Origin of the sequence: Thalassotalea sp. PLHSN55 (assembly GCF_052030545.1) — a bacterium.
Taxonomy (GTDB): Bacteria; Pseudomonadota; Gammaproteobacteria; order Enterobacterales; family Alteromonadaceae; genus CANMXU01.
Genome location: NZ_JBPDIH010000004.1, coordinates 512,476 through 534,000 on the forward strand (window position 1 = coordinate 512,476; position 21,525 = coordinate 534,000).

Annotated in this window: 17 protein-coding genes; 8 read left to right on the forward strand and 9 right to left on the reverse strand. The window is 40.5% G+C overall.

Going from position 1 to position 21,525, the window contains the following annotated elements:
• Positions 1-7: 7 nt before the first annotated feature.
• The 5 genes from ACRRSQ_RS10730 to ACRRSQ_RS10750 all read left to right on the forward strand — a co-directional run bounded on the left by ACRRSQ_RS10730 (position 8) and on the right by ACRRSQ_RS10750 (position 7,462).
• The gene (locus tag ACRRSQ_RS10730) at positions 8-673 is read left to right on the forward strand and encodes a TRAP transporter small permease (RefSeq protein ID WP_440875796.1); all 666 of its coding nucleotides are present in this window, start codon (positions 8-10) and stop codon (positions 671-673) included.
• Positions 673-2,070 carry a TRAP transporter large permease gene (locus tag ACRRSQ_RS10735; protein ID WP_440875731.1) on the forward strand — a complete coding sequence of 466 codons (1,398 nt, stop codon included), beginning with the start codon at positions 673-675 and terminating at the stop codon, positions 2,068-2,070. Before ACRRSQ_RS10730 ends, ACRRSQ_RS10735 begins: the two co-directional genes overlap by 1 nt.
• A 131-nt stretch (positions 2,071-2,201) precedes the next feature.
• A complete protein-coding gene (locus ACRRSQ_RS10740; protein ID WP_440875732.1) occupies positions 2,202-4,028 on the forward strand; it encodes a sensor histidine kinase in 1,827 nt (608 codons plus the stop codon).
• Positions 4,029-4,033: 5 nt separating this feature from the next.
• Positions 4,034-5,392, forward strand: a complete 1,359-nt coding sequence (locus ACRRSQ_RS10745; RefSeq protein ID WP_440875733.1) for a sigma-54-dependent transcriptional regulator — start codon at positions 4,034-4,036, stop codon at positions 5,390-5,392.
• A 237-nt stretch (positions 5,393-5,629) separates the two neighbouring features.
• On the forward strand, positions 5,630-7,462 hold the full coding sequence (locus ACRRSQ_RS10750) for an SLC13 family permease (RefSeq protein ID WP_440875734.1): 1,833 nt from the start codon (positions 5,630-5,632) through the stop codon (positions 7,460-7,462).
• A 230-nt stretch (positions 7,463-7,692) separates the two neighbouring features.
• On the opposite strand, the gene ACRRSQ_RS10755 is transcribed toward ACRRSQ_RS10750, so the two are convergent.
• The 4 genes from ACRRSQ_RS10755 to ACRRSQ_RS10770 all read right to left on the reverse strand — a co-directional run bounded on the left by ACRRSQ_RS10755 (position 7,693) and on the right by ACRRSQ_RS10770 (position 12,458).
• Complete coding sequence (locus tag ACRRSQ_RS10755; protein ID WP_440875735.1) at positions 7,693-8,553, reverse strand: immunity 49 family protein; 861 nt, start codon at positions 8,551-8,553, stop codon at positions 7,693-7,695.
• A 305-nt stretch (positions 8,554-8,858) separates the two neighbouring features.
• On the reverse strand, positions 8,859-10,421 hold the full coding sequence (gene lysS, locus ACRRSQ_RS10760) for a lysine--tRNA ligase (protein ID WP_440875736.1): 1,563 nt from the start codon (positions 10,419-10,421) through the stop codon (positions 8,859-8,861).
• A gap of 188 nt (positions 10,422-10,609) precedes the next feature.
• A protein-coding gene (gene prfB / locus ACRRSQ_RS10765) for a peptide chain release factor 2 (RefSeq protein ID WP_440875737.1) occupies positions 10,610-11,708 on the reverse strand; the annotation gives its coding sequence in 2 pieces (ribosomal slippage) (positions 10,610-11,632 and positions 11,634-11,708; 1,098 coding nt in all).
• A gap of 132 nt (positions 11,709-11,840) precedes the next feature.
• Complete coding sequence (locus ACRRSQ_RS10770) at positions 11,841-12,458, reverse strand: Tll0287-like domain-containing protein (RefSeq protein ID WP_440875738.1); 618 nt, start codon at positions 12,456-12,458, stop codon at positions 11,841-11,843.
• Between the two features lie 223 nt (positions 12,459-12,681).
• On the opposite strand from ACRRSQ_RS10770, the gene ACRRSQ_RS10775 reads away from it, so the two are divergent.
• A complete protein-coding gene (locus tag ACRRSQ_RS10775; protein WP_440875739.1) occupies positions 12,682-13,566 on the forward strand; it encodes a substrate-binding periplasmic protein in 885 nt (294 codons plus the stop codon).
• Between the two features lie 167 nt (positions 13,567-13,733).
• Here ACRRSQ_RS10775 and recJ read toward each other — a convergent pair whose 3' ends face one another.
• Entirely contained in the window at positions 13,734-15,476 is a 1,743-nt protein-coding gene (gene recJ / locus ACRRSQ_RS10780) for a single-stranded-DNA-specific exonuclease RecJ (protein ID WP_440875740.1), read from the reverse strand.
• Between the two features lie 80 nt (positions 15,477-15,556).
• Positions 15,557-16,330, reverse strand: a complete 774-nt coding sequence (dsbC, locus tag ACRRSQ_RS10785; RefSeq protein ID WP_440875741.1) for a bifunctional protein-disulfide isomerase/oxidoreductase DsbC — start codon at positions 16,328-16,330, stop codon at positions 15,557-15,559.
• Between the two features lie 253 nt (positions 16,331-16,583).
• On the opposite strand from dsbC, the gene fldB reads away from it, so the two are divergent.
• Positions 16,584-17,111 carry a flavodoxin FldB gene (fldB, locus tag ACRRSQ_RS10790; protein WP_440875742.1) on the forward strand — a complete coding sequence of 176 codons (528 nt, stop codon included), beginning with the start codon at positions 16,584-16,586 and terminating at the stop codon, positions 17,109-17,111.
• A 194-nt stretch (positions 17,112-17,305) separates the two neighbouring features.
• Entirely contained in the window at positions 17,306-18,544 is a 1,239-nt protein-coding gene (gene srmB / locus ACRRSQ_RS10795; RefSeq protein WP_440875743.1) for an ATP-dependent RNA helicase SrmB, read from the forward strand.
• Between the two features lie 320 nt (positions 18,545-18,864).
• Here the strand turns inward: srmB and ACRRSQ_RS10800 are convergent, their stop codons facing one another.
• From ACRRSQ_RS10800 to ACRRSQ_RS10810, 3 genes are all read right to left on the reverse strand, one after another.
• Positions 18,865-20,229 (reverse strand): MFS transporter, encoded by a 1,365-nt coding sequence (locus tag ACRRSQ_RS10800; protein ID WP_440875744.1) that lies wholly within the window; start codon positions 20,227-20,229, stop codon positions 18,865-18,867.
• Positions 20,230-20,380: 151 nt separating this feature from the next.
• Entirely contained in the window at positions 20,381-20,638 is a 258-nt protein-coding gene (locus ACRRSQ_RS10805) for a cytochrome C oxidase subunit IV family protein (RefSeq protein ID WP_440875745.1), read from the reverse strand.
• Between the two features lie 5 nt (positions 20,639-20,643).
• Positions 20,644-21,261 carry a cytochrome c oxidase subunit 3 family protein gene (locus ACRRSQ_RS10810; RefSeq protein WP_440875746.1) on the reverse strand — a complete coding sequence of 206 codons (618 nt, stop codon included), beginning with the start codon at positions 21,259-21,261 and terminating at the stop codon, positions 20,644-20,646.
• Between the last annotated feature and the right edge of the window lie 264 nt (positions 21,262-21,525).

The following is a 21,525-nucleotide window of genomic DNA, read 5'->3' on the forward strand; positions in this document are numbered from 1 at the left end:
TGTTAGCATGACAGTGCTAGTTTTTGCAGAAGTTATTTCTCGCTTCATTTTTAATATCGGTTTTATGTGGATTGAAGAAACCACATTAACCTTCGGTGCCTGTTTAGTATTATTTGGCATGTCTTACGGGGTAAAAGTGGGCGCCCATATTGGTGTTGATGCTTTTGTTAACAGCCTGCCGGCGCCAGCACGTAAAGTTACCGCCATTGCTGCAGTACTTATTTGTATTGCCTACAGCAGCATGTTTTTTTATGGCAGCGTGGTTTATATCAACAAAATGTACACCATTGGCCTGCCAATGGAAGATATTCACTTACCCGCCAGTTTCGTTAATTTATTTGATCCTGACAGTGCATGGGATATTTTTCGCGTTGATGCAGAAGAGCCGTTGATGCCAATTTGGATCGCACATTCAAGCTTGTTAATTGGATTTGCCCTGTTGTTTGTTCGTTTCGCGCAGCTGTTATTGCAAATTATTCAAGGCAAACACACCGGTTTTACCTTTGCTGATGAAGCCAAAGAAAGCATGCATTTAATTCAAGAAGAAGAGCAAAATCCAGCTGAAAATACAGCTGCAGAAAAGTCGTCGCCCAAAACTGCCACCAGTGCCGATGACATTGTGATCACAGCAAGTGAACAGCCAAACAAAAACGATTCACAGGAGCAAAAGTAATGACGATTGCAGCCTTATTTCTCACCTTATTTGCATGCATACTTATCGGAATGCCAATCGCTATCGCGTTAGGTTTTTCCAGCATGATCACCATTTTGTTTTTCTCAAGTGACTCTATCGCATCTATTGCGCTAAAAATGTATGAAGCCACCTCTGAGCACTACACTTTATTAGCGATTCCATTTTTTATTTTATCATCGGCATTTTTATCGACCGGCGGTGTTGCGCGCCGTATTATCGACTTTGCCGTAGACAGTGTTGGTCATATTCGTGGCGGCTTGGCAATGGCGTCGGTATTAGCCTGTATGTTATTTGCTGCTGTTTCAGGTTCGTCTCCTGCAACCGTTGCCGCGATTGGCTCAATTTGCATTGTTGGCATGGTGCGCGCTGGTTACCCAGAAAGTTTTGCCGCAGGTGTCATTACCAACGCAGGCACCTTGGGCATTCTAATTCCACCGTCAATTGTTATGTTAGTGTATTCAGCCGCGACTGAAGTTTCCGCTTCACGTATGTTTATGGCGGGTTTAGTACCGGGGCTGATGATGGGGTCTATTTTAATGATAGCGATATACATTATTGCCCGTTATAAAAATCTACCGTCGAAACCGTTTCCGGGAGTTAAGCAATTATTCCGCTCTGGCTTTATCGCCATGGGTGGCTTAGCTCTCATTTTTATTGTTTTGGGTGCTATATATGGCGGTATCGCCAGCCCAACCGAAGCTGCTGCCGTTGCTGCGATATATGCCTATTTAATTGCCGTTTTTGGCTATCGCGATATTGGTCCGCTAAAAGGGGTGAAATGGCGCAACGCCAAAGAAAACTTCGCCCGCGCCGCATCGCGCAACCTGTTATTAATGGCAAGTGCATTTCCTAAAAGCGTCACCGATAAAGAAGTAAGACACGTTATTCTCGATGGCGCAAAAGTTAGCATTATGTTGTTATTTATTATTGCTAACGCCATGTTATTCGCGCATGTACTTACCACAGAACGTATTCCACATATTATCGCAGAAAGCATTATTGGCTGGGGGCTAGAGCCTTATGCCTTCTTGATAATTGTCAATATTTTATTATTGCTCGCTGGCAATTTTATGGAGCCCTCGGCGATCATCTTGATCATGGCTCCAATTTTATTCCCTATTGCGGTTCAGCTAGGTATCGACCCCATTCATTTAGGCATCATCATGGTGGTTAATATGGAAATAGGCATGTTAACACCGCCAGTTGGTTTGAATTTATTTGTTACCGCAGGTATTACCGGTAAAAGCATGGGCTGGGTAATTAAGGCCTGTTTACCTTGGTTAAGTTTATTACTAATGTTCTTAATATTAATTACTTACGTGCCGCAAATATCACTGGCATTTCCAGAGTATATTGATAAGCTCAATGGTTATTAATCAAACAAATTAATAGCATTTAGGGCAACTGCAGCGTAGCGTTGCCCTTAGCTATTTCATTTTGCATCAACAGGTTACTGCTTTTGGTTAACTCGAGTTCGAAGGTAAAAACAATATTACTAACGATAATTGTGCTGCTAGGGCTCGCGGCAACGTTAACTGTGGTTAAACAAGTCGGACTTAGCCTCGCCTATCAAGACTTACATAAACAATCGAGCCAACATTTAAACAACCTCATTAGCTACATCGACAATACTCTTGGTCGATTTGAAAAAATTCCTGAAGTGTTATCTAAGCACCCGCTGTTACAGCAAGTACTCGAATCACCACAAGATACTACATTAAACCAAAAACTTAACTTATTACTTGAAGAAATGAGTGAGGTAACACAAGCCTCAGACATTTATTTAATTAACGCTAGCGGCATAACCGTTTCAGCAAGTAATTGGCGTAAAGACAGCTCTTTTGTTGGCAATGTTTACACCGTAAGACCTTATTTTCATCAAGCATTAAAAGGTGGTTTAGCGCGTTATTACGCCGTAGGGCTAACCAGTAATCAACGCGGCTATTATTTTGCTTATCCGGTGAAAAAAGCAGATGACGTTATTGGCGTTATCGCAATAAAAGTGCGCATTGACGATATTGAAAACCAGCATGCAAAAGATGTTGGCAGCGACAACTACGACTTTTTGATCGTCGCACCCGACAACGTTGTTTTTATCAGCAACCGAAAAGAGTGGCGCTTAAACCAGCTTGATATTCATACCCAAGATGACACTACAAGTGCGCAAACTAAATTAGGTTCACTGCCGATAGACAATAAACGTTATGCCGAGCGTGAAGTACAAGGTTTAAAAATTTTACAGGTTGATAATAAATACCTTGCCAGTGCTAGCAATGTGCAAATGTTTCAACTGACCGAGCAAGTCAATCAAAAACAAGTACTCGCGCAACACGCACAAATGCATTTAACTAACTGGCAAGTGCATATTTGGAGCTCGTTGAAACCGATTAAAAGCAAGTTCATTAATTTAATGATCACCGGAACCGGCGGTTATTTGCTTTTTGTCATTATTATTTTATTCACTAAAGAGCGTATTCGAAACAATAAACAGCGTCAGCAAACGCAATTATTATTAGAGCAACGAGTAAAAGAGCGTACCGAAGATTTAACCGCCACCAACAATCAATTGATCACCGAAATTAAGCAACGCGAACAAACTCAACGTGAATTAACCAAAACCCAAGAAGAGTTAATTCAAGCTGCAAAACTTGCCGTAGTAGGCAGCATGTCGGCTAGCATTAATCATGAAATTAACCAACCACTTACCGCGATTAAAAGCTATTCACAAAACGCCCTCACCTATCAAGAGCGCGATATGCAAGACAAGGTTAAAGGCAACTTGCATCACATCATTGGCTTAACCGACCGTCTTGCCAATATTGTTAGTCAGTTTAAAAGCTTCACCAAAAAAAGTTTTGGCGCGCAATCTCCGGTATCCGTGCAAAGCTCTATTAAAGAAACGCTTGCCATTGTAAAACATCAAGCGCAAAAAGAATGTGTTGATATTAATGTCGATATTCCTGGGCAAGAGCTTTATATTCTTGGTGATGCTTTGCGCCTAGAACAAGTATTTGTCAATATTTTAAGTAACGGCATGCAAGCAATAAAAGGGCAAGAAAACAAAACCATCGCCATTCATGTTAAGCAGCAAGAACAGCACATTAACATAAGTTTTCACGACTCAGGCCCAGGCATATTAGCCGATAACTTATCTAAAATATTTGAACCATTTTTCACCACCAAAGAAAGTTATGGCTTAGGCATAGGCTTGTCAATTTCCCATCGCATAATTGAATCGATGCAAGGTAATTTATCCGTGCAAAATCATGAAAATGGTGGTGCAGTATTTATTATCAATTTGCCTTTATATACGCCAACCAAACCACAGGATTAAGCGCCATGTTAAATACGCCACTAGGAACGGTTTTTGTTGTTGACGATGAACAGCATATTCGCATTGCGATTGAACAATTTTTAGAATTACAAAACTTTCAGGTACGTTGTTTTTCACGAGCGCAAGACCTGCTTAGCGAAGTTGATGAACACTTTAATGGCATAATTATTAGCGACATTAATATGCCAGAAATGGACGGTCATCAATTAATGTTTAAATTGCACAAGCTCGACAGCGACCTACCTGTGGTATTGCTAACCGGCTTTGGTGATATTTCGATGGCAGTAAAGTCGATGCGCAACGGTGCTTACGATTTTATCGAGAAACCCTTTGATAACGACCATTTTCTCGACACGGTAAAACGTGCCATCGATAAACGAAATTTGGTATTAGAGAATCGAAAATTACGTCGCCAACTAGAAACACATTCTTCACCCGGACCAAGAATTTTGGGTAACTCACCCGCCATTATTCAAATGCGCAATATTCTCGACAATGTGCTCGATGCCCCTGCCGACATTATGATCAACGGTGAAACTGGCACAGGTAAAGAGTTAGTTGCCCGTTATTTACACGATCACAGTGTACGTAAAAACAAAAATTTTGTTGCCCTTAACTGCGGGGCAATTCCTGAAAATATTATTGAAAGCGAATTATTTGGTGCGGAATCTGGCGCTTATACTGGCGCCAATAAACGCCGCATTGGCAAATTTGAATACGCCAATGGCGGTACTATTTTTCTTGATGAAATCGAAAGCACGCCAATGTCGCTGCAAGTAAAATTATTGCGGGTATTGGAAGAGCGTAAAATCGTAAGGCTGGGCGCAAATGACAGCATTGCACTTGATGTAAGAGTGATCGCCGCCACCAAAATTAACTTGCTTGAATTGTGCGAACAAGGGGAGTTTCGTCACGATTTATACTTTCGCTTAAACCTTGTTGATGTAAAAATTCCGCCTCTGCGCGAACGAAAAGAAGATATTCCGCTGCTTTTTCTTCACTTTGCCCGAGATGCCTCGGCAAGGTATCGCCGTGAACTTATTCCTTTATCGCAACAACAAATCGCCAGCTTACTTAACAACGACTGGCTCGGCAACGTGCGTGAATTACGCAACTTAGCCGAGCGCTATGTGCTACTTGGCGAACACGCGGCATTTGAACAACAACAAGATAATTCTATGACCTTACATTCAAACATGGGCTTGGCCGAGCGTGTAGGATTTTACGAGCGTAACCTCATACAAGACGCGCTCGTTAGCTGTAACGGTTCGATAAAAGATACCATGGAAGTTTTATCGCTACCGCGAAAAACCTTGTACGACAAAATGAAAAAGTACGACTTACAACGCAAAGAATATGAATAAGTTGGTTATTTTATTTATCAAAATCAATATAAAAGCTAGATGGGGTCAGTGACAGACTTAACAATGAAACCGCGGTCATGCTACCTTAGTTGAAATTTTAAATTAATGTCACTGACCCCTTTAACTTTTAAAATGTGACTCTTTTTATCAACTTAAAAAGTTTGATATATACTTAAAGCCAAACACTTTTTAACGAATAGTTTTCGCGCTCTAGTGAATAAAATATAAAGGTGCCATTTGCTTAATATTCCTGATTTACCTAATCATCATGCGTTAGCAGTTTTATTACTTACAGTTGTTGCCCTTTATTTGTTTCGTAAGGAAGATATTCCTCTTGAAACATCATCGCTCGCCATTATTGGCTTGTTGTGTTTATTGTTTTCACTATTTCCTTTTTCTTACCAAGGCGAACATTTTGAGCCAAGTTCGTTATTTTTAGGCTTTGGTCATGAAGCACTCATAACGGTTTGTGCACTGATGATCATCGGTCATGGCATAGTGCGCACTGGCGCGTTAGAGCCCATTGGTCGGCACTTAGCAAAACTCTGGAAAATTAGCCCATCGCTTTCACTATTAATTACCTTAGTTTTAGCGGGTACCTTAAGCGCATTCGTTAACAATACCCCGATTGTCGTACTGCTGTTACCTATATTAATTAGTGTTTCTTTGAAAAATAATACCGAGTCGTCGCCGATTTTATTACCAATGGGGCTGGCGACATTAGTTGGCGGCATGACAACAACCATTGGCACTTCAACCAATTTACTGGTAGTGAGCATTGCCAAAAACATGGGCGCGGTTCATTTTGGTTTATTTGACTTTGCCCCTATTGCCCTCGTTGCCTGTGTAGTGGCGACTTTTTATTTATGGTTAATCGCCCCTAAAATTTTACCTAAACGCCAAGCCTCATTACCTGATACTTCACCACGCTTATTTAGTGCCTACTTAAATGTTAACGAAGACAGCATCGCAAGCGGTAAAACTATTGCCGAAGTGATTGCGCTAACCGATGGTCAATTAAAAATTGAAGGGGTACAACGTAGCGAAGAAAAACGCTCTGTAATGTTATTACCTGATGCTATTTTATTACCGGGCGATCGCTTAAAAGTGCACGACTACCCTGATCGCTTAAAAGAATATGAAACCATACTTGGCACCACCTTGTTTTCTGGTTTACATAAAGTTGATGACGATCACCCATTAAAAGCAGACAAACAAACCTTGGCTGAAATTGTTATAATTGCAGGTTCAGGAGTAGACGGCAGAACCCTACAACAAGCTAATTTTATTAGAAAACATGCCGTTTCAGTTATTGCCTTGCACCGTGCAGGCAAAGCCATGGAGATAGGTAAAAACAGTATTGGCAATATCACTTTGCGCATCGGCGATATCTTGTTAGTGCAAACAGAGCCGGAACAACTCGCTCAATTAAAACAAAAACAAGGGCTATTGATCATTGATGGCGCAGAGCCATTACCGCAAACCAAAAAAGCGCCTATCGCATTAACCACACTATTAGCCGTAATTGCTAGCTCAGCACTCGGTATTTTGCCCATTGAAGTTAGCGCAGTTTGTGGGGTATTAGTTTTATTAGTGACCCAATGTTTACACTGGGACGAAGTGTCAAAAGCGCTCAGTACACAAGTGATATTAATTGTTGCTGCCTCACTTGCTTTAGGCGCTGCGTTAATGAAAACAGGCGGCGCAGAATATATCGCGCAAGTATTTGTTGCGCTTTCTCACAGTCTACCGCCAGGTGGGGTTTTAGCGGCATTAATGCTATTGCTAGCAATACTCACCAATATCGTTTCCAACAATGCAGCAGCCGTTATAGGCACCCCCATTGCAATATCAGTAGCAAGCCAGCTTAACTTACCAGCAGAGCCTTTTATTTTAGCGGTGCTGTTTGGCGCAAACTTAAGTTACGCAACACCTATGGCCTATAAAACAAATTTACTGGTGATGAATGCCGGCGGTTATCAGTTTTCTGACTTTATGCGTATTGGCATCCCATTAATTTTATTAATGTGGGTAACCTTGTCGGCATTATTAACTTGGATGTACTTATAGACTTTAATTAGACTTTAATAATAAATGAATGCCAATTTATTTACGGCAATATTCACACATTACAAACAAGCGATAATGCCATGCACTATCGGTTGCAGGGTGCCTAGGTTTACCATCATGCCATTTACTGGCGTAGCTAAATGGGGTCAGTGACATACTTAACAATTAAACCGCGACCATACTACATTAGTTGAAATTTTAAATTAATGTCACTGACCCCCTTTTAACTCCTAGTGCTCAAAGTCACCATAAATTAACCACTCTGGTAGATAAGGACTAGCAAAAGGTAATTTAAAGCCACACTGGTCATAAGCCATGGCTGCAGCGGCACAAATATGCATTGGCAACCAGCCTTCGGCAATGCTTTTTCGACTATCAATACTAAAGTGGTTCTTATTGGCTATAAGGGCTTTCTCAATACCTTGATGATATCGATTTTCATCACGTGCTAGCACAGTAATAATCAATTCAATAAAAGGCAACCTAATGTTGTAAATAAATGATTGTCTACGCTCAGGCATATATTCAGGCGCAGAGAGTTTCGCAATTTCTTGTACTAAGACTTGTAAGTCAGCATTTGGGGCAAACAAACCCTGTAAAAACTTACAATAGGGATAATCAATCGGCAAGTCTTCCACTTTCGGGTTGATATAATTTTCCGGCTGAAATCGGCACAAGGTACCAATTAAGGCTTCGTTATCACGCAAGACCAGCGCCAAGCAAAACGCTTTATGCCAGTTACTTACCGCCATATAATCTAGCATTTTTTTCCCCGTTGCTGCTATTTTATGCCCATCAAGCTCAAGTACTAAATCAACATTAGGGTTTAATAGCAAACGAAAATGCGCTTGGCAAAACTGATGCGCTAGCTTTAAGTAACTCGCAATTGTTTCTTTCGGTTGCTCAGCAATATGTGCGGCAATAAATGCTTCAACAAACTTATTGCTATCACTATAACTTCTTTCATTAGCACCATATCCTTCGCTGTATTGACTAGGAAATATTTTTTTCCATAAATGCTGATAAAAAACCTCTTTATCATCAAAGACATGCCGTTTATATTTATAAGGATAATGGTGCTGCTGATTCATGCTGTTAACCTATGGTGAAGTGATAATAGTTTGATCATATTGAGTAATTTCAAGGTGATCATTAGCTAAATGGGGTCAGTGACATACTTAACAATTAAACGGCGACCATACTACCTTAGTTGAAATTTTAAATTAATGTCACTGACCCCTTTTAAATCCTTATGCAAATTGGTATTAAACGTACTTATTAACCGCTAAGATCAAAAAAGCGCTCAATTGAGCGCTTTTTAAAATTACTTTTAGCTTTTTACTTTCAGCTTCAAGCTATCAACTTTCAACTTGCAGCTAGTAATTTTCAGCTATGATTATTCCGCTAATGGACGCATGTGCGGGAATAAAATCACGTCTTTAATGGTTGGTGAGTCAGTAAATAACATTACTAAACGGTCGATACCGATACCTTCACCCGCTGTTGGTGGTAAGCCGTATTCAAGTGCTTGAATGTAGTCAGCGTCAAAGTGCATGGCTTCATCGTCACCAGCGTCTTTTCCTTCAACTTGGTTTTGGAAACGTGCTGCTTGGTCTTCTGCATCATTAAGCTCAGAGAAACCGTTCGCTAATTCACGACCACCAACAAAAAATTCAAAACGGTCAGTAATGAATGGGTTTTCATCGTTACGACGTGCTAGTGGTGAAACTTCCCATGGGTATTCCGTGATGAACGTTGGTTGGTCTAATAAATGCTCAGCCACTTCTTCGAAGATTTCACAAATGTATTTACCCGGACCCCATACTTTCGATGCATCGGTTTCTTTAACGCCAACGGCTTTTGCCATCGCTTTTAATGCGTCGAAGTTTTCTTCTGGGTTACGCAGTACATTTTCGTCTATCACTTCACCATGAGTAGGCTTGCCGTATTTTAAAATCGCGTCAACCATAGATAAGCGTGCAAACGGCTGACCAAAGTCATAGAACTTTTCTTCAACCACTTCGCCGTCAGCATTTTTCACGGTATTGCGAATAACGCTTGTGCCCATTACGTCTTCCGCTAACGTACGTAACATGTCTTCAGTTAGGTTCATTAGGTCGTTGTAATCAGCGTACGCTTGGTAGAATTCGATCATGGTGAATTCTGGGTTATGGCGCGTAGATAAACCTTCATTACGGAAGTTACGGTTGATCTCAAATACTTTTTCGAAACCACCAACCACTAAACGCTTAAGGTAAAGCTCTGGCGCAATACGCATAAACATTTGAATGTCTAAAGCATTGTGGAAAGTTTCAAACGGTTTAGCCGTTGCGCCACCAGGAATGGTTTGTAGCATTGGCGTTTCAACTTCCATAAAGTCACGTTCAGTTAAGAACTTGCGAATGCCGTCGACAATTTTTGAACGGATTTTAAAGGTATTACGGGTATCTTCATTGATGATCAAATCAACATAACGCTGACGATACTTAGTTTCAACGTCAGATAAGCCGTGGAATTTTTCTGGTAACGGACGAAGCGACTTAGTTAATAAGCTGTATTCTTCCATGTTCACGTAAAGATCGCCTTTACCTGACTTATGCAAGACACCTTTAACACCCACGATATCGCCAATGTCTAAGGTTCCCCAGCGGGCTTTAATGTCTTTTTGTACGGTTTTTTCAGCATATGATTGAATGCGGCCAGACATGTCTTGTAGTACTAAAAATGGACCACGTTTTGCCATTACACGACCAGCAACCGCATAAGTTACTTGAAGCTCTTCAAGTTCTTCTTTGGTTTTTTCACCGTGTTCAGCTTGAATATCAGCGGCGTAATGTTCGCGGTTAAAATCGTTTGGGTGGCCATTTGCCGGACAATTTTCACGAATTTGGGCTAATTTGCCACGACGCTCGGCAATAAGTTTGTTTTCTTCTTGCGCTACTTTTGCTTGGTCTGTCATTTTAATGTCTCAATTTTAGCTGTTTATTTACCCCAGTTTTCACTGAGATATAAATTAAAATAAATATTTCATAAATTGAATTAACGCTAAGTGATTAACATTAATTCAAGGAGAATACGCGCAGCATAAATTTTTATGTGAGCATATTCGACGCAGAAGTTATGTTTAATAACAACGCGTTAATAAATTTATAAACCTGATTTTAGTGATGCTTCAATAAATCTATCTAAATCACCGTCAAGTACCGCTTGCGTATTACGGTTTTCAACGCCGGTTCTTAAATCTTTAATGCGGCTGTCGTCTAATACGTAAGAACGAATTTGACTACCCCAACCGATGTCAGACTTACCTTCTTCTAAGGCTTGTTTGTCTGCATTTTGTTTTTGCATTTCCATTTCATACAATTTAGCTTTTAAAAGCTTCATCGCGGTGGCACGGTTTTTATGCTGCGAGCGATCTGCCTGACACGCCACTACCGCACCGGTTGGTTCGTGAGTAATACGAATCGCCGAGTCTGTTTTGTTAACGTGCTGACCACCTGCCCCTGATGCGCGGAAAGTATCAATGCGCAAATCAGCCGGGTTAATGTCAATATCAATATTGTCGTCGATTTCAGGGTAGATAAACGCTGAAGCAAACGAGGTATGACGACGACCACTTGAGTCAAATGGCGATTTTCGTACTAAGCGATGCACACCAGTTTCAGTACGTAACCAACCATAAGCGTAATCACCAGTATATTTAATGGTGCAACCTTTAATGCCGGCAACATCGCCCGGGGTTACTTCAATCGCTTCGGTTTTATAACCGTGCGCTTCACCCCAACGTAAATACATACGCATTAACATTTCAGCCCAATCTTGCGCTTCGGTGCCACCAGAGCCTGACTGAATATCTAAGTAACAATCGTTGCTGTCTTGCTCGCCCGAGAACATGCGGCGAAATTCCAGTTTTTGTAAACTTTCATCTAAGTCGTTCGCTTCGGCTTCTGCATCTGCAAAGGTTTCTTGGTCTTCTTCTTCAACAGCAAGCTCTACTAATCCTTCAACATCATCACAACCTGACTCTAAGGTTTCGATGGTTTTCACCACTTCTTCTAATGAGGCACGTTCACGCCCTAATGCTTGAGCTCGTTCTGGTTCATTCCAAATTTCAGGCGCTTCTAATTCGCGCGTAACTTCAACTAAACGCTCGGCTTTAAGATCGTAGTCAAAGGTACCCCCTAAGCATTTGGGTACGCTCACGAACTTCTTTTAATTTATTTAAAACTGGATTAACTTCAAACATTATTTTAATAGGCTACTTAGCTTGATCAGAAGAAATAAAATAGTCGCGCATTGTAGCGTAATTTACGGGGTAAATAAACGACAGATTCGTTATGAAATATTTGCTTTTTGTTGATAAAAAATTAACAGAAAATCATAAGCGTTTAGTAAGGCTAAATGCACCGCGAATTTGTCCGAGTTCATAACCTGTCGCTTTGTCGTTTGGGTAATACTTATTCAACACTTGTTTTACTTCAGGTGTGATATTTTGACCATGACAATTTAAACACAAGCCTTGTACCCCTTGCGCTTTGATAAATTGATATTTACCTTCACTAAGCTTAGCATAAGCAATTTTTGCCGCCGGCTCACCCGCTTGTTGGCGCTTGTTAAATTTTTCTAAAACACCTCGTTCGAATTCGTTAGGCTCTGCTGCACTTGCATTTCGCGCCTTTAAACTAATACGTTTTACTGACCAACCGGTTTGCATTGATAATTGTTGTGCTATTTTTGGCGCTTGCACCGAACATACTTGCACCGCATGTTCAAAACCACCAGATTTTATCGCTTGTTTAAGCTGCGGTTTTAACTGACCGGCAAATTGTTTGACGATTGCTTTAGCTTCATTAGTCAGTGCTTTTTTCTCTAGTGCGACTTTGCCCTGTGTCACTTTTTCCTGTATCGCGTTATCAGCAACTGTGTGTGCAACACTAATACTCGAAAACCCTAGCAATAAAAAACAAATGAAAACCAGACTCATATTGATGAACATAGTTACTCCCCTAAATACAATATATGTAATTTATTACGGTAAGTTTAGGCAAACTTTTAGCGCAAATTAAGCCCTAATGTGCACAAAAACTGTTCTAGAACAAAGTTTACATGATTTACATTAGGTTTTGCTAATATATTCATTTTTGCGACGAACGGCATATTCGCTATTTGTTTGCTACTCTTTAATAGATGTGATTTATCGGCTTATAACAAGGATAATAATGACTAAGCGCTTCACCGTTAGATTTGCCATTGTTGCAGTTTTTTTAATGCTGTTTAACACGACCTATGCCTTGGCCATTGATATTGTTCGTGTTAATAAAGGTAAATCGCGCAGCAGTATTCAAACGCAATATAAAATGGAAATACTCCATAGCGCACTGCGGTTAACCGAAGCGACATATGGCGCTTACGACATAGTGACACAAGGGCCTGCCACCTCAATAGACCGCGCTATTTTAGAAGTCAATTCAGGTCAAACCATTAATACCTTTTTTGCGATAACAACAAATAAGTGGGAACACTACACCACGGCTATTCGCATTCCTATACGCCGTGGAATTCTTAATTATCGACTACTTTTTACCACCGAAGAAAAGCTGAAGCACTTTGAAAACATTAAAACTTTAGATCAGCTAAAACAACTTAAAATTGGTTTACGCTCTGGTTGGGCAACTACCCATTTACTGAAAGAACAAGGCTTTAAAGTAGTTGAAGCAAATACTTACGACGGGCTGTTTTATATGTTATCTAGCGGCCGAGTTGATTATATTCCACGCGGTATCAATGAGATTTATACTGAGCTAGCAAGGCATCAATCTGAGCTCACCAACTTGGTAATTGAGCCCACTATCGCCTTACATATTCCTGCGCCATTTTATATTTTTGTATCACCCAATGAAAAACGGCTTGCGCAGCGACTAACCACTGGGCTAGAAATGATGGTAAATAATCAGCAATTACAACAAATTTTTAACCGCTATTACGCAAAACATGTTGCTAATGCCAAATTAAATACACGCCAATTATTTAACATCAACAACCCTAACCTACCCACTAAAACGCCATTAAAAAGAAAAGAGCTCTGGTTTGAGTATGATAATTAGTTAGCTTCTAATTTCTAATTTCCAACTTGCCGCTTAAAACTTGCAGTTTATTCTTATCCCTTGCTGCTTGTAACTTTCAACTTGTAACTTATGGCTTTTAACTTGCCGCTTTTAACTTGCAGCTTTTAACTTAGAACTTGCATCTTGTAGCTTATAACTTGCAACGGTTAAACCGCTTCAATAAAGTCAACTAGTAGCTGCACACTTTGTTTGCCGCGAAATTCGTTGATGTCGAGCTTATAGGCCAAGTGTACTTTTTTCGCTTTGTTGTTAGGCCAGCGCTTAAGGTCAACATTAAAGGCGATGGCATCAAAAATTTGCTGATCTTTTTCAACCACGAGTTTTAAGTGTTTTTCACCAACAATTCGTTGCTGAACAAGCTCAAAATGATCATCAAAGATCGGCTCTGAAAAATTTTGTCCCCACGGCCCAGCGTTTCTTAATTGGTGAGCAAAATCAAGGGTCATTTCGTTAGTGGCTAACGCGCCATCAGACATTATCACACCGTGTAAATCTTCTGGTTTTATCCACGCCTGCGCTGTTTCAACAAAGATTTGCTGAAAGCGAGTAAAATCATTAGCCTTAATGGATAAACCTGCCGCCATGGCATGACCGCCAAATTTAACGATAAGCCCCGGATGTTGGCCGCTAATATGTTCTAATAAATCTCGAATGTGTAAGCCGGGAATAGAGCGCGCTGAACCTTTAATTTCAGCATTTTCATCTACAGTTTCGTCGTCGCTTCCTAGTGCAAACACAATGCTAGGACGATGAAATTTTTCCTTTAATCTGCCGGCAACAATACCAATAACCCCTTGGTGCCAATCTTTTTGGTATAAAGCGATAGCAAATGGTAAATTTTCTTCAGAAAAATTCAGTTGCTTTAAAACGGTTTCGGCTTCTACCTGCATGCCTTGTTCAATTTCACGACGGGCTTTGTTTAGGTCGTCAAGATCGGCTGCCATGGCGCGGGCCGACATGAGATCTTTGGATAATAAGCAATTTATGCCATACGCCATATCGTCTAATCGCCCTGCAGCATTAATTCTAGGGCCGAGTGCAAAACCAAAATCACTGGCGACAAGTTGCTGTTGGTTTTTGCCGGCAATTTCAATCAGAGCTTGAATCCCCGGACGAGTCGCGCCAGCGCGAATGCGTTTTAAGCCTTGCTCAACCAAAATGCGATTATTGTTATCAAGCGAGACCACATCGGCGACGGTGCCCAGCGCAACCAAGTCTAATAACGAGGCAATATTTGGCTCAGCGATTGTATTGTCGGTAAACCAATTGTGATCTCGCAGATGTTTACGTAGCGCTAACATTAAATAAAATGCCACGCCAACGCCGGCTAGAGACTTGCTAGCAAAATTACAGCCTCTTTGATTCGGGTTGACAATCGCGTCAGCGTCAGGTACCGCATGTCCGGGTAAATGATGATCAGTTATCAGCACTTGTAAACCCAACGCTTTTGCTTTTTCCACACCCGCAATACAACTAATACCGTTATCTACAGTTACTAATAACTGCGCGCCTTGGCTTGCGGCAATTTCAACAATTTCAGGAGTTAAACCGTAGCCATATTCAAAACGATTGGGCACTAAAAAGCTGTGATTATTGCTACCTAGCATGGTCAGTGCTTCCATCATTAGTGCCGTAGAAGTCGCGCCATCGGCGTCAAAATCACCAACAACAATAATTTTTTTCTGCGCTTTAAAAGCCTCGTGCAATAATTGGCAGGCTTGAGGCAAGCCCTTAAGGCTGTCGATAGCGACCATTTGCTTAACATTTAAGTCAAGCTCTTGCGCTTGGTTAATACCACGACTGGCATAAATTTGTTTGATCGTTGGGTGAAGAAACTCAGGAAGAAAACTGTCTTCACTATGTGCTCGGCGCACCACCTGTTTTTGCATTATGTTTGTTTACCGTTTCGAAAATTGGCCAAAAAAAATGGTAAGCGTTAACTTACCATTTTCTTTTTGAAAAAACTTGCTTACATATTTTCTAGCACTTGAATTAAACGCTCAGGTGGTTGATAACCTGGGATCATATTACCGTCAGCTAAAATAATTGCCGGTGTTCCGTTTACACCCACTTGGCGACCAAAATCAAACTCTTCTTTAATGGGTTTGTCACAAATACGCTGTGCTACATTGCCACCATTTTTCGCTTTAGTTAATGCCTTAGCTGGGTCTTCATGGCACCAAATAGAATTTAAATCTTTGTACCCTTGCGATAAGTTACCATTTCGGTCGGTAACACCAGAGCGCGGATAGGCAAGGTAGCGCACGGTAATGCCTAAGTCGTTATATTGATCCATTTGCTTGTGCATTTGGCGACAGTAGCCACAGGTAATATCGGTAAATACAGTAATCACGTGTTTTTCATTTTCCGCAGGGTAAACAATCATATCGTTGGCAAAGCGTTTCATACCTTCAACACGCAATTTTGCTAAGCTAGCGTCTGATAAATCAACCGCTTGTGGGCCTGATAAGTCGTAAATTTTTCCTTGAATGAAAAAGCTACCGTCGTAACTTGCATAAAATGAACCTTCATCGGTCATCACTAATGCAATGCCAGCAAGCGGTGTTGCTTCGACTTTGTTAATGCCTATACCTAAGTTTTTAGACAGTTTTTCTTTTAAATAAGCTTCATCTAACGTACCCGTGGCAGTTGCTTGGCTTTTTGTTGGTTCATCAAAGGCAAAAACAATCGCCGAACAAGCAGCAAAAGCTACCGTTAATACTAAGAGTAATTTTTTCAACATGGAATTTCCTAACACGCTAACACCGCGCATAAACATTTAATCATCACTAACCGATAAGACCCGAGAAGCGTGAGAAAAGTTGCATTGGCGTTAACAAAAACTAATTTATTGTCCAAGCGAATTCGCTTAAATATGAGTCGCTAATTCTAACACGATCTTATCTTGAGAATAAACCGTTGCAGAACTGCTAGCATTGGCTTGGAAGTGTCTGATAAAATGCGCGCCCATAGACAATTAGTATAAGAAGTATGAAATGAAAATTGGTTTGTTCTACGGCTCTACCACCTGCTACAGCGAAATGGCGGCAGAAAAAATTCAACTAGAATTGGGCGAGCAGCAAGTCGATATTTTCAATATTAAAGACATTCCACTTAGCCACTGTAGCCAATACGACTTACTTATATTAGGTATTTCGACGTGGGATTACGGTGAACTGCAAGAAGACTGGGAAAGCCATTGGGCGGATTTGGAGCAGCTCGATTTGTCAGGAAAAATCGTCGCACTTTATGGCATGGGCGATCAAATAGGCTATACCGATTGGTTTCAAGATGCATTAGGCATGCTGCATGAAGTGGTTCAAGCACAAGGCGCTTACGTTATCGGTTATTGGCCGAACGATGAAAGCTATGAATTTGCCGCCTCAAAAGCACTTAATGATGACGGCACTCAGTTTGTTGGCTTAGCACTTGATGAAGACAATCAATATCAGTTGTCTGAGCAACGTATTCAAACGTGGTGTCAGCAAATTAGCGATGAAATTGCTGATATTTTAGCAAGTTAGTAGAGCCAAATTGATATAAAACTCACGCGCTTGCTAACATGAATAATGAAAGCAAATCGCGCCGTATTATCAAAAATGTACTTGTTTGTTTGCACTGATAAATTTACCTAACGATTTATTACGTATTTCAATTGGTATAAGGTGCCCTTTCCACTATAATCTGCACAACTTTAAGACCAGTGAAATTTTTTAACATGTTTGAGCAGTTTGATTTAGACCAAGCATTATTAGGTGCTATTAATAATATCGGCTTTAAAAAGCCAACATCAATTCAACAACTTGTTGTGCCAGAAGCCATGACAGGAAAAGATGTATTAGCCTCGGCACCTACAGGCACAGGTAAAACTGCTGCATTTTTACTACCTGCCGCTCAGCATTTATTAGATTACCCAAGAACTAAGCCGGGCTTCCCTCGTGTTTTAGTACTTACGCCAACTCGCGAACTTGCTTTGCAAATTCATGAAGATGCCGAAAAGCTTACCGCGCTAACTAAAATCAAGTCTGGCGTTATTACTGGTGGGGTAAATTACGGTAGCCACAAAGAAATTTTAACCAGCACCACAGATATTCTTGTTGCCACGCCAGGCCGTTTAATGGAATACATTGAAAACGAGCAGTTTGACGCAAGAGAAATTGAAATTCTGATCATTGATGAAGCAGATCGTATGCTTGATATGGGCTTTGCTGAAAGCATTGATCGTATTGTCGGTGAAGCACGCTGGCGTAAACAAACCATGTTGTTTTCGGCAACCTTGTCGGGCGCAGGTGTTATTAAGTTTTCAAAAGAAGTATTAACCGATCCGGTATTTTTAGAGTCGAACCCTTCTCGCAAAGAAAAAGCCAAAATTCATCAATGGCTTCACTTAGCTGACAGTTTTGATCACAAAGTTAATTTACTACTGAACATTCTTCGCCAAGAAGACGTAAAGCGTGCAGTAGTTTTTGCGAATAAACGCGAAACAGTGCAATACCTTTCAGGTAAATTATACGCTGAAGAATTGCCGTGTGCATGGCTTGAAGGCAAAATGCCACAAGACAAACGCATGAACGCGGTTGATCGATTAAAAGACGCTAAAGTGAATATTATGGTTGCTACCGATGTTGCCGCGCGTGGTTTAGATATTGACGATATTACCCACGTGATTAACTTTGATATGCCACGTAAAGCCGATATTTATTTGCACCGCATTGGTCGTACAGGGCGTGCGGGTAATAAAGGTACTGCAATTTCGTTAGTTGAAGCACATGATATGCCGGTGATTGCAAAAATTGAACGCTTTGTTGATGAGCGCCTACCGCGAAGAGTGATTGAAGAGCTTCGCCCTAAAAACAAAGAAGCACGCATACCGCAAAAGAAAGCGAAAGTGAAAAAATCAGCGGCGCAGAAAAAAGCCAAAGCGAAAAAACAAGCTAAACGTAGTAAAAAGAAATAGACGACAAATAACAAATAAAAACAGTAAAAGGTCAGTAGCAATACTGACCTTTTTTGTTTTTCAATAAAAGTACTTAACCTGAGCTCGGCTTAATAAATACTTCTCTAGCCGCTACTTTTACTAACTTCCGCGTTAAATTCACTTGCAATACGCCCACATGGATGTGGAAGGTAGAGCGACGTACGAACCAAAGCCGTGACCAGCTATTGACGCGTAAATTTGCCTTGAAGTAAGAAAAACTAGCAAGCTAGAGGTTAACATGAAAAATATGATGTTATATTTCAACTAGTTAAATATCTCTTAAACCGAGTTCAGGTTACTTAGCTAATTCTTGTTGTTTCCTTTTTGCTAGCAAAACTAGTCGCCATGTTCACAAAGTCAGGTCGCGGTAACTTTTCTAAAATCGCATATAAGTACATTACCACTACCGTTAAAACACCTGTGGCAACAAATAACCAGAAACCACCAAGGTGATCTAAAATAATGCCGCCACCAAGTGGTGCAATAGCAAAACCAAACTCGTAAAACGATGCCGCACCAAAATAGGCTCCACGAAGGTGGTCTGGCGCAATACGATCGATGTGAACATTCATGCTTGGAAATAAAATAGCTTCCGCTAAGCTCATAACCACAATTGCGCCAATCCAACCCCAAAATAAATCCATCGGATTGACCGCCAGCCAAAACTGCGACAGCATCAATAAAACCAAACCAACTTGAATTCGGTTGACTAACGTCAAGCTCGACAACATTTTCAGCAACACAAATTGCGATGAAATGATCACAAGCGCATTAACAAATATCATCGAAGAAATAAGCGTTAGCAAATCAGGCACTTGCGCTCGCGTTAAGTATTGAATTAACGAGCTGTCCATTTGCGCATAAATAAACATGCACAAAATATTGGCGGCAATTAAACATTGCAGTAATTTATCTTCCAACAAAATCGTCATTAGTTGGCTGCGTGATTTAGCTTTGCCCGTTGTTTTACGCGTTTTCAGTTCACTATTCCGCTCACTTTTCAGTTCACCTTTCAGTAATGAGGCATCTTCAACTGATTCAGCGTTACTGACATTGGCACTGGCACTTGTTTTAATAACGCCGTGACGAGCAAAACCCCAATAAAGTAGTACTAACAAAAAAGCAAACGCGCCAGCGGTAATATAAAAGCTTGACTGTTCGCCCGTTAAGCCAAGCCAAACGCCAACAATGGGCCCGATTGCACAGCCAACATTAACGATAAAATAAAGCGATTGCATCGCCAATTCACGTGTTTTTTCATCGTCGATAATGTCGCCAATTAGCGCAGAAGTCAGAGGTCGCCAAAGCGCTGTGGCGATAGAACATAGTGTGATCACCACCACATAGCCAGTCAGTGTCGAAACCTCTGCGAGTAATGAAAACGAAATGATGTATAAAATACCGCTAAGGTACATCAGCTGGTGACGACCAATACGGTCAGACAGCGCACTGCCTAAAAAACTAAAGAGTACCGAAATAACCGCAGCATTTGATAACACCAAACCAACTTCGGTTGCCGACAAAGTAAAGTTTTCATACAAGATCACTGCAAGAAATGGCCAAACCATGTAATAGCTGCCACGGGTAATAAAAGAGCCAAAGAGTAAGATCCACATTAATTGCGGAAACATTTTTAGGCGGGAAATTGAAATATCACTATGCACTTATCTATCCGTAGCTGTTTTTTACAATCATGCTACCAATAACTTGCGCGTTGTCTGAATAAAAGGACAAATATTTTGTTTACTATTTATCCTTTAATGGAAAATATTTTATACAAGTTTTTTATACTGAGGACATAAATACCAGCAGCACCTAATAAAACGCACTAACAATAATGAGCGAGGGAAAGATCAAAAAGTACAGCTTCATTAAAAATCGAAGTTTATTATGCCCTTCTTTTAGCTCCATAAAATGATCAATAACCACAAAACCTTTGTAAGTAACGGTCAGCGCAATTAACACGCTAACCAATACCGTGGAGTCAAATTTTTCCCCTAAAAAGGTATTAAACAAGGTAATAGCAATTAAGGTAAATAAAAACCACTCAAGCTGACCAAATCGTTTAGACATATTAGTTACCTCAATACATACAATAAGGGGAAAATTAAGATCCACATCAGATCTATCATGTGCCAATAAACCGCTAAGGCTTCCAAACCGACATTATTTTCAGCGCTATAAGCTCCTGCTCTTAATCGCAAAATCACCCACAAAATAGCGCACGACGCCCAACCTACATGTAAAAAGTGATTAAAAGTCATGTAATAGTACACAGTGAAAAACTCGCTGGTATTGGTACTAAAACCTTGTAGATCATTCCAATGAAATTCGTAGGTTTTAATCACCAAATAGGTACAGCCACAAAAAAGCGCTAACCATAAATAACGCTCACATTTTGCGGTATTGCCTAAGCGGATGTAGCTCATCGCTTTCGCCATAAAATAACTACTCGCCAATAAAACGATGGTATTAGCAACACCTAGAGAGGTATTTAAGCTTTGCGGACCTTCAACAAAAGGTTCGGGATAATAAAATTTTGCGATAAAATAAGCCGCAAAAAAAATACCGAATTCGGTTAACTCAGACAGAATTCCTACCCAGATAGGAATGTTACCCGGTATTCTACCTGCCGATTTTTCGCTCCAAGATTTAGGGAAAATACCTAATGAGCTTTTTAAAGGAGTCGTTTTCATGTTCATCATTCATGTTTACATCTGTTGATAATTTAACAAAAATGATTTGCGGGTGCTGAAATAACATTGCCATTTCTTTGATGTAAATTCGCTTTACCGTGTTTAACTCGCGGTTGAGCAACATTTAATTGCTAAACAAGGTCAGTTTAAAAAACAAACAAACTTTATTTTAGCTCAAGATATCTACCGTTCATTTATTGTACTATCATTGTCAATATCAGATTTTGTAGTATGCTGTTTATAAGGAATACACGCTTATAACAG

Excerpts from the sequence above, each read along its gene's own strand:
- fldB (WP_440875742.1), top strand. The coding sequence starts at position 16,584 with ATGAAAATTGGTTTGTTCTACGGCTCTACCACCTGCTACAGCGAAATG.
- ACRRSQ_RS10745 (WP_440875733.1), top strand. The coding sequence starts at position 4,034 with ATGTTAAATACGCCACTAGGAACGGTTTTTGTTGTTGACGATGAACAG.
- ACRRSQ_RS10770 (WP_440875738.1), bottom strand. The coding sequence starts at position 12,458 with ATGTTCATCAATATGAGTCTGGTTTTCATTTGTTTTTTATTGCTAGGG.
- ACRRSQ_RS10755 (WP_440875735.1), bottom strand. The coding sequence starts at position 8,553 with ATGAATCAGCAGCACCATTATCCTTATAAATATAAACGGCATGTCTTT.
- ACRRSQ_RS10775 (WP_440875739.1), top strand. The coding sequence starts at position 12,682 with ATGACTAAGCGCTTCACCGTTAGATTTGCCATTGTTGCAGTTTTTTTA.
- ACRRSQ_RS10805 (WP_440875745.1), bottom strand. The coding sequence starts at position 20,638 with ATGTCTAAACGATTTGGTCAGCTTGAGTGGTTTTTATTTACCTTAATT.
- recJ (WP_440875740.1), bottom strand. The coding sequence starts at position 15,476 with ATGCAAAAACAGGTGGTGCGCCGAGCACATAGTGAAGACAGTTTTCTT.
- lysS (WP_440875736.1), bottom strand. The coding sequence starts at position 10,421 with ATGACAGACCAAGCAAAAGTAGCGCAAGAAGAAAACAAACTTATTGCC.
- ACRRSQ_RS10810 (WP_440875746.1), bottom strand. The coding sequence starts at position 21,261 with ATGAAAACGACTCCTTTAAAAAGCTCATTAGGTATTTTCCCTAAATCT.
- ACRRSQ_RS10735 (WP_440875731.1), top strand. The coding sequence starts at position 673 with ATGACGATTGCAGCCTTATTTCTCACCTTATTTGCATGCATACTTATC.
- dsbC (WP_440875741.1), bottom strand. The coding sequence starts at position 16,330 with ATGTTGAAAAAATTACTCTTAGTATTAACGGTAGCTTTTGCTGCTTGT.
- srmB (WP_440875743.1), top strand. The coding sequence starts at position 17,306 with ATGTTTGAGCAGTTTGATTTAGACCAAGCATTATTAGGTGCTATTAAT.
- ACRRSQ_RS10730 (WP_440875796.1), top strand. The coding sequence starts at position 8 with ATGACAGTGCTAGTTTTTGCAGAAGTTATTTCTCGCTTCATTTTTAAT.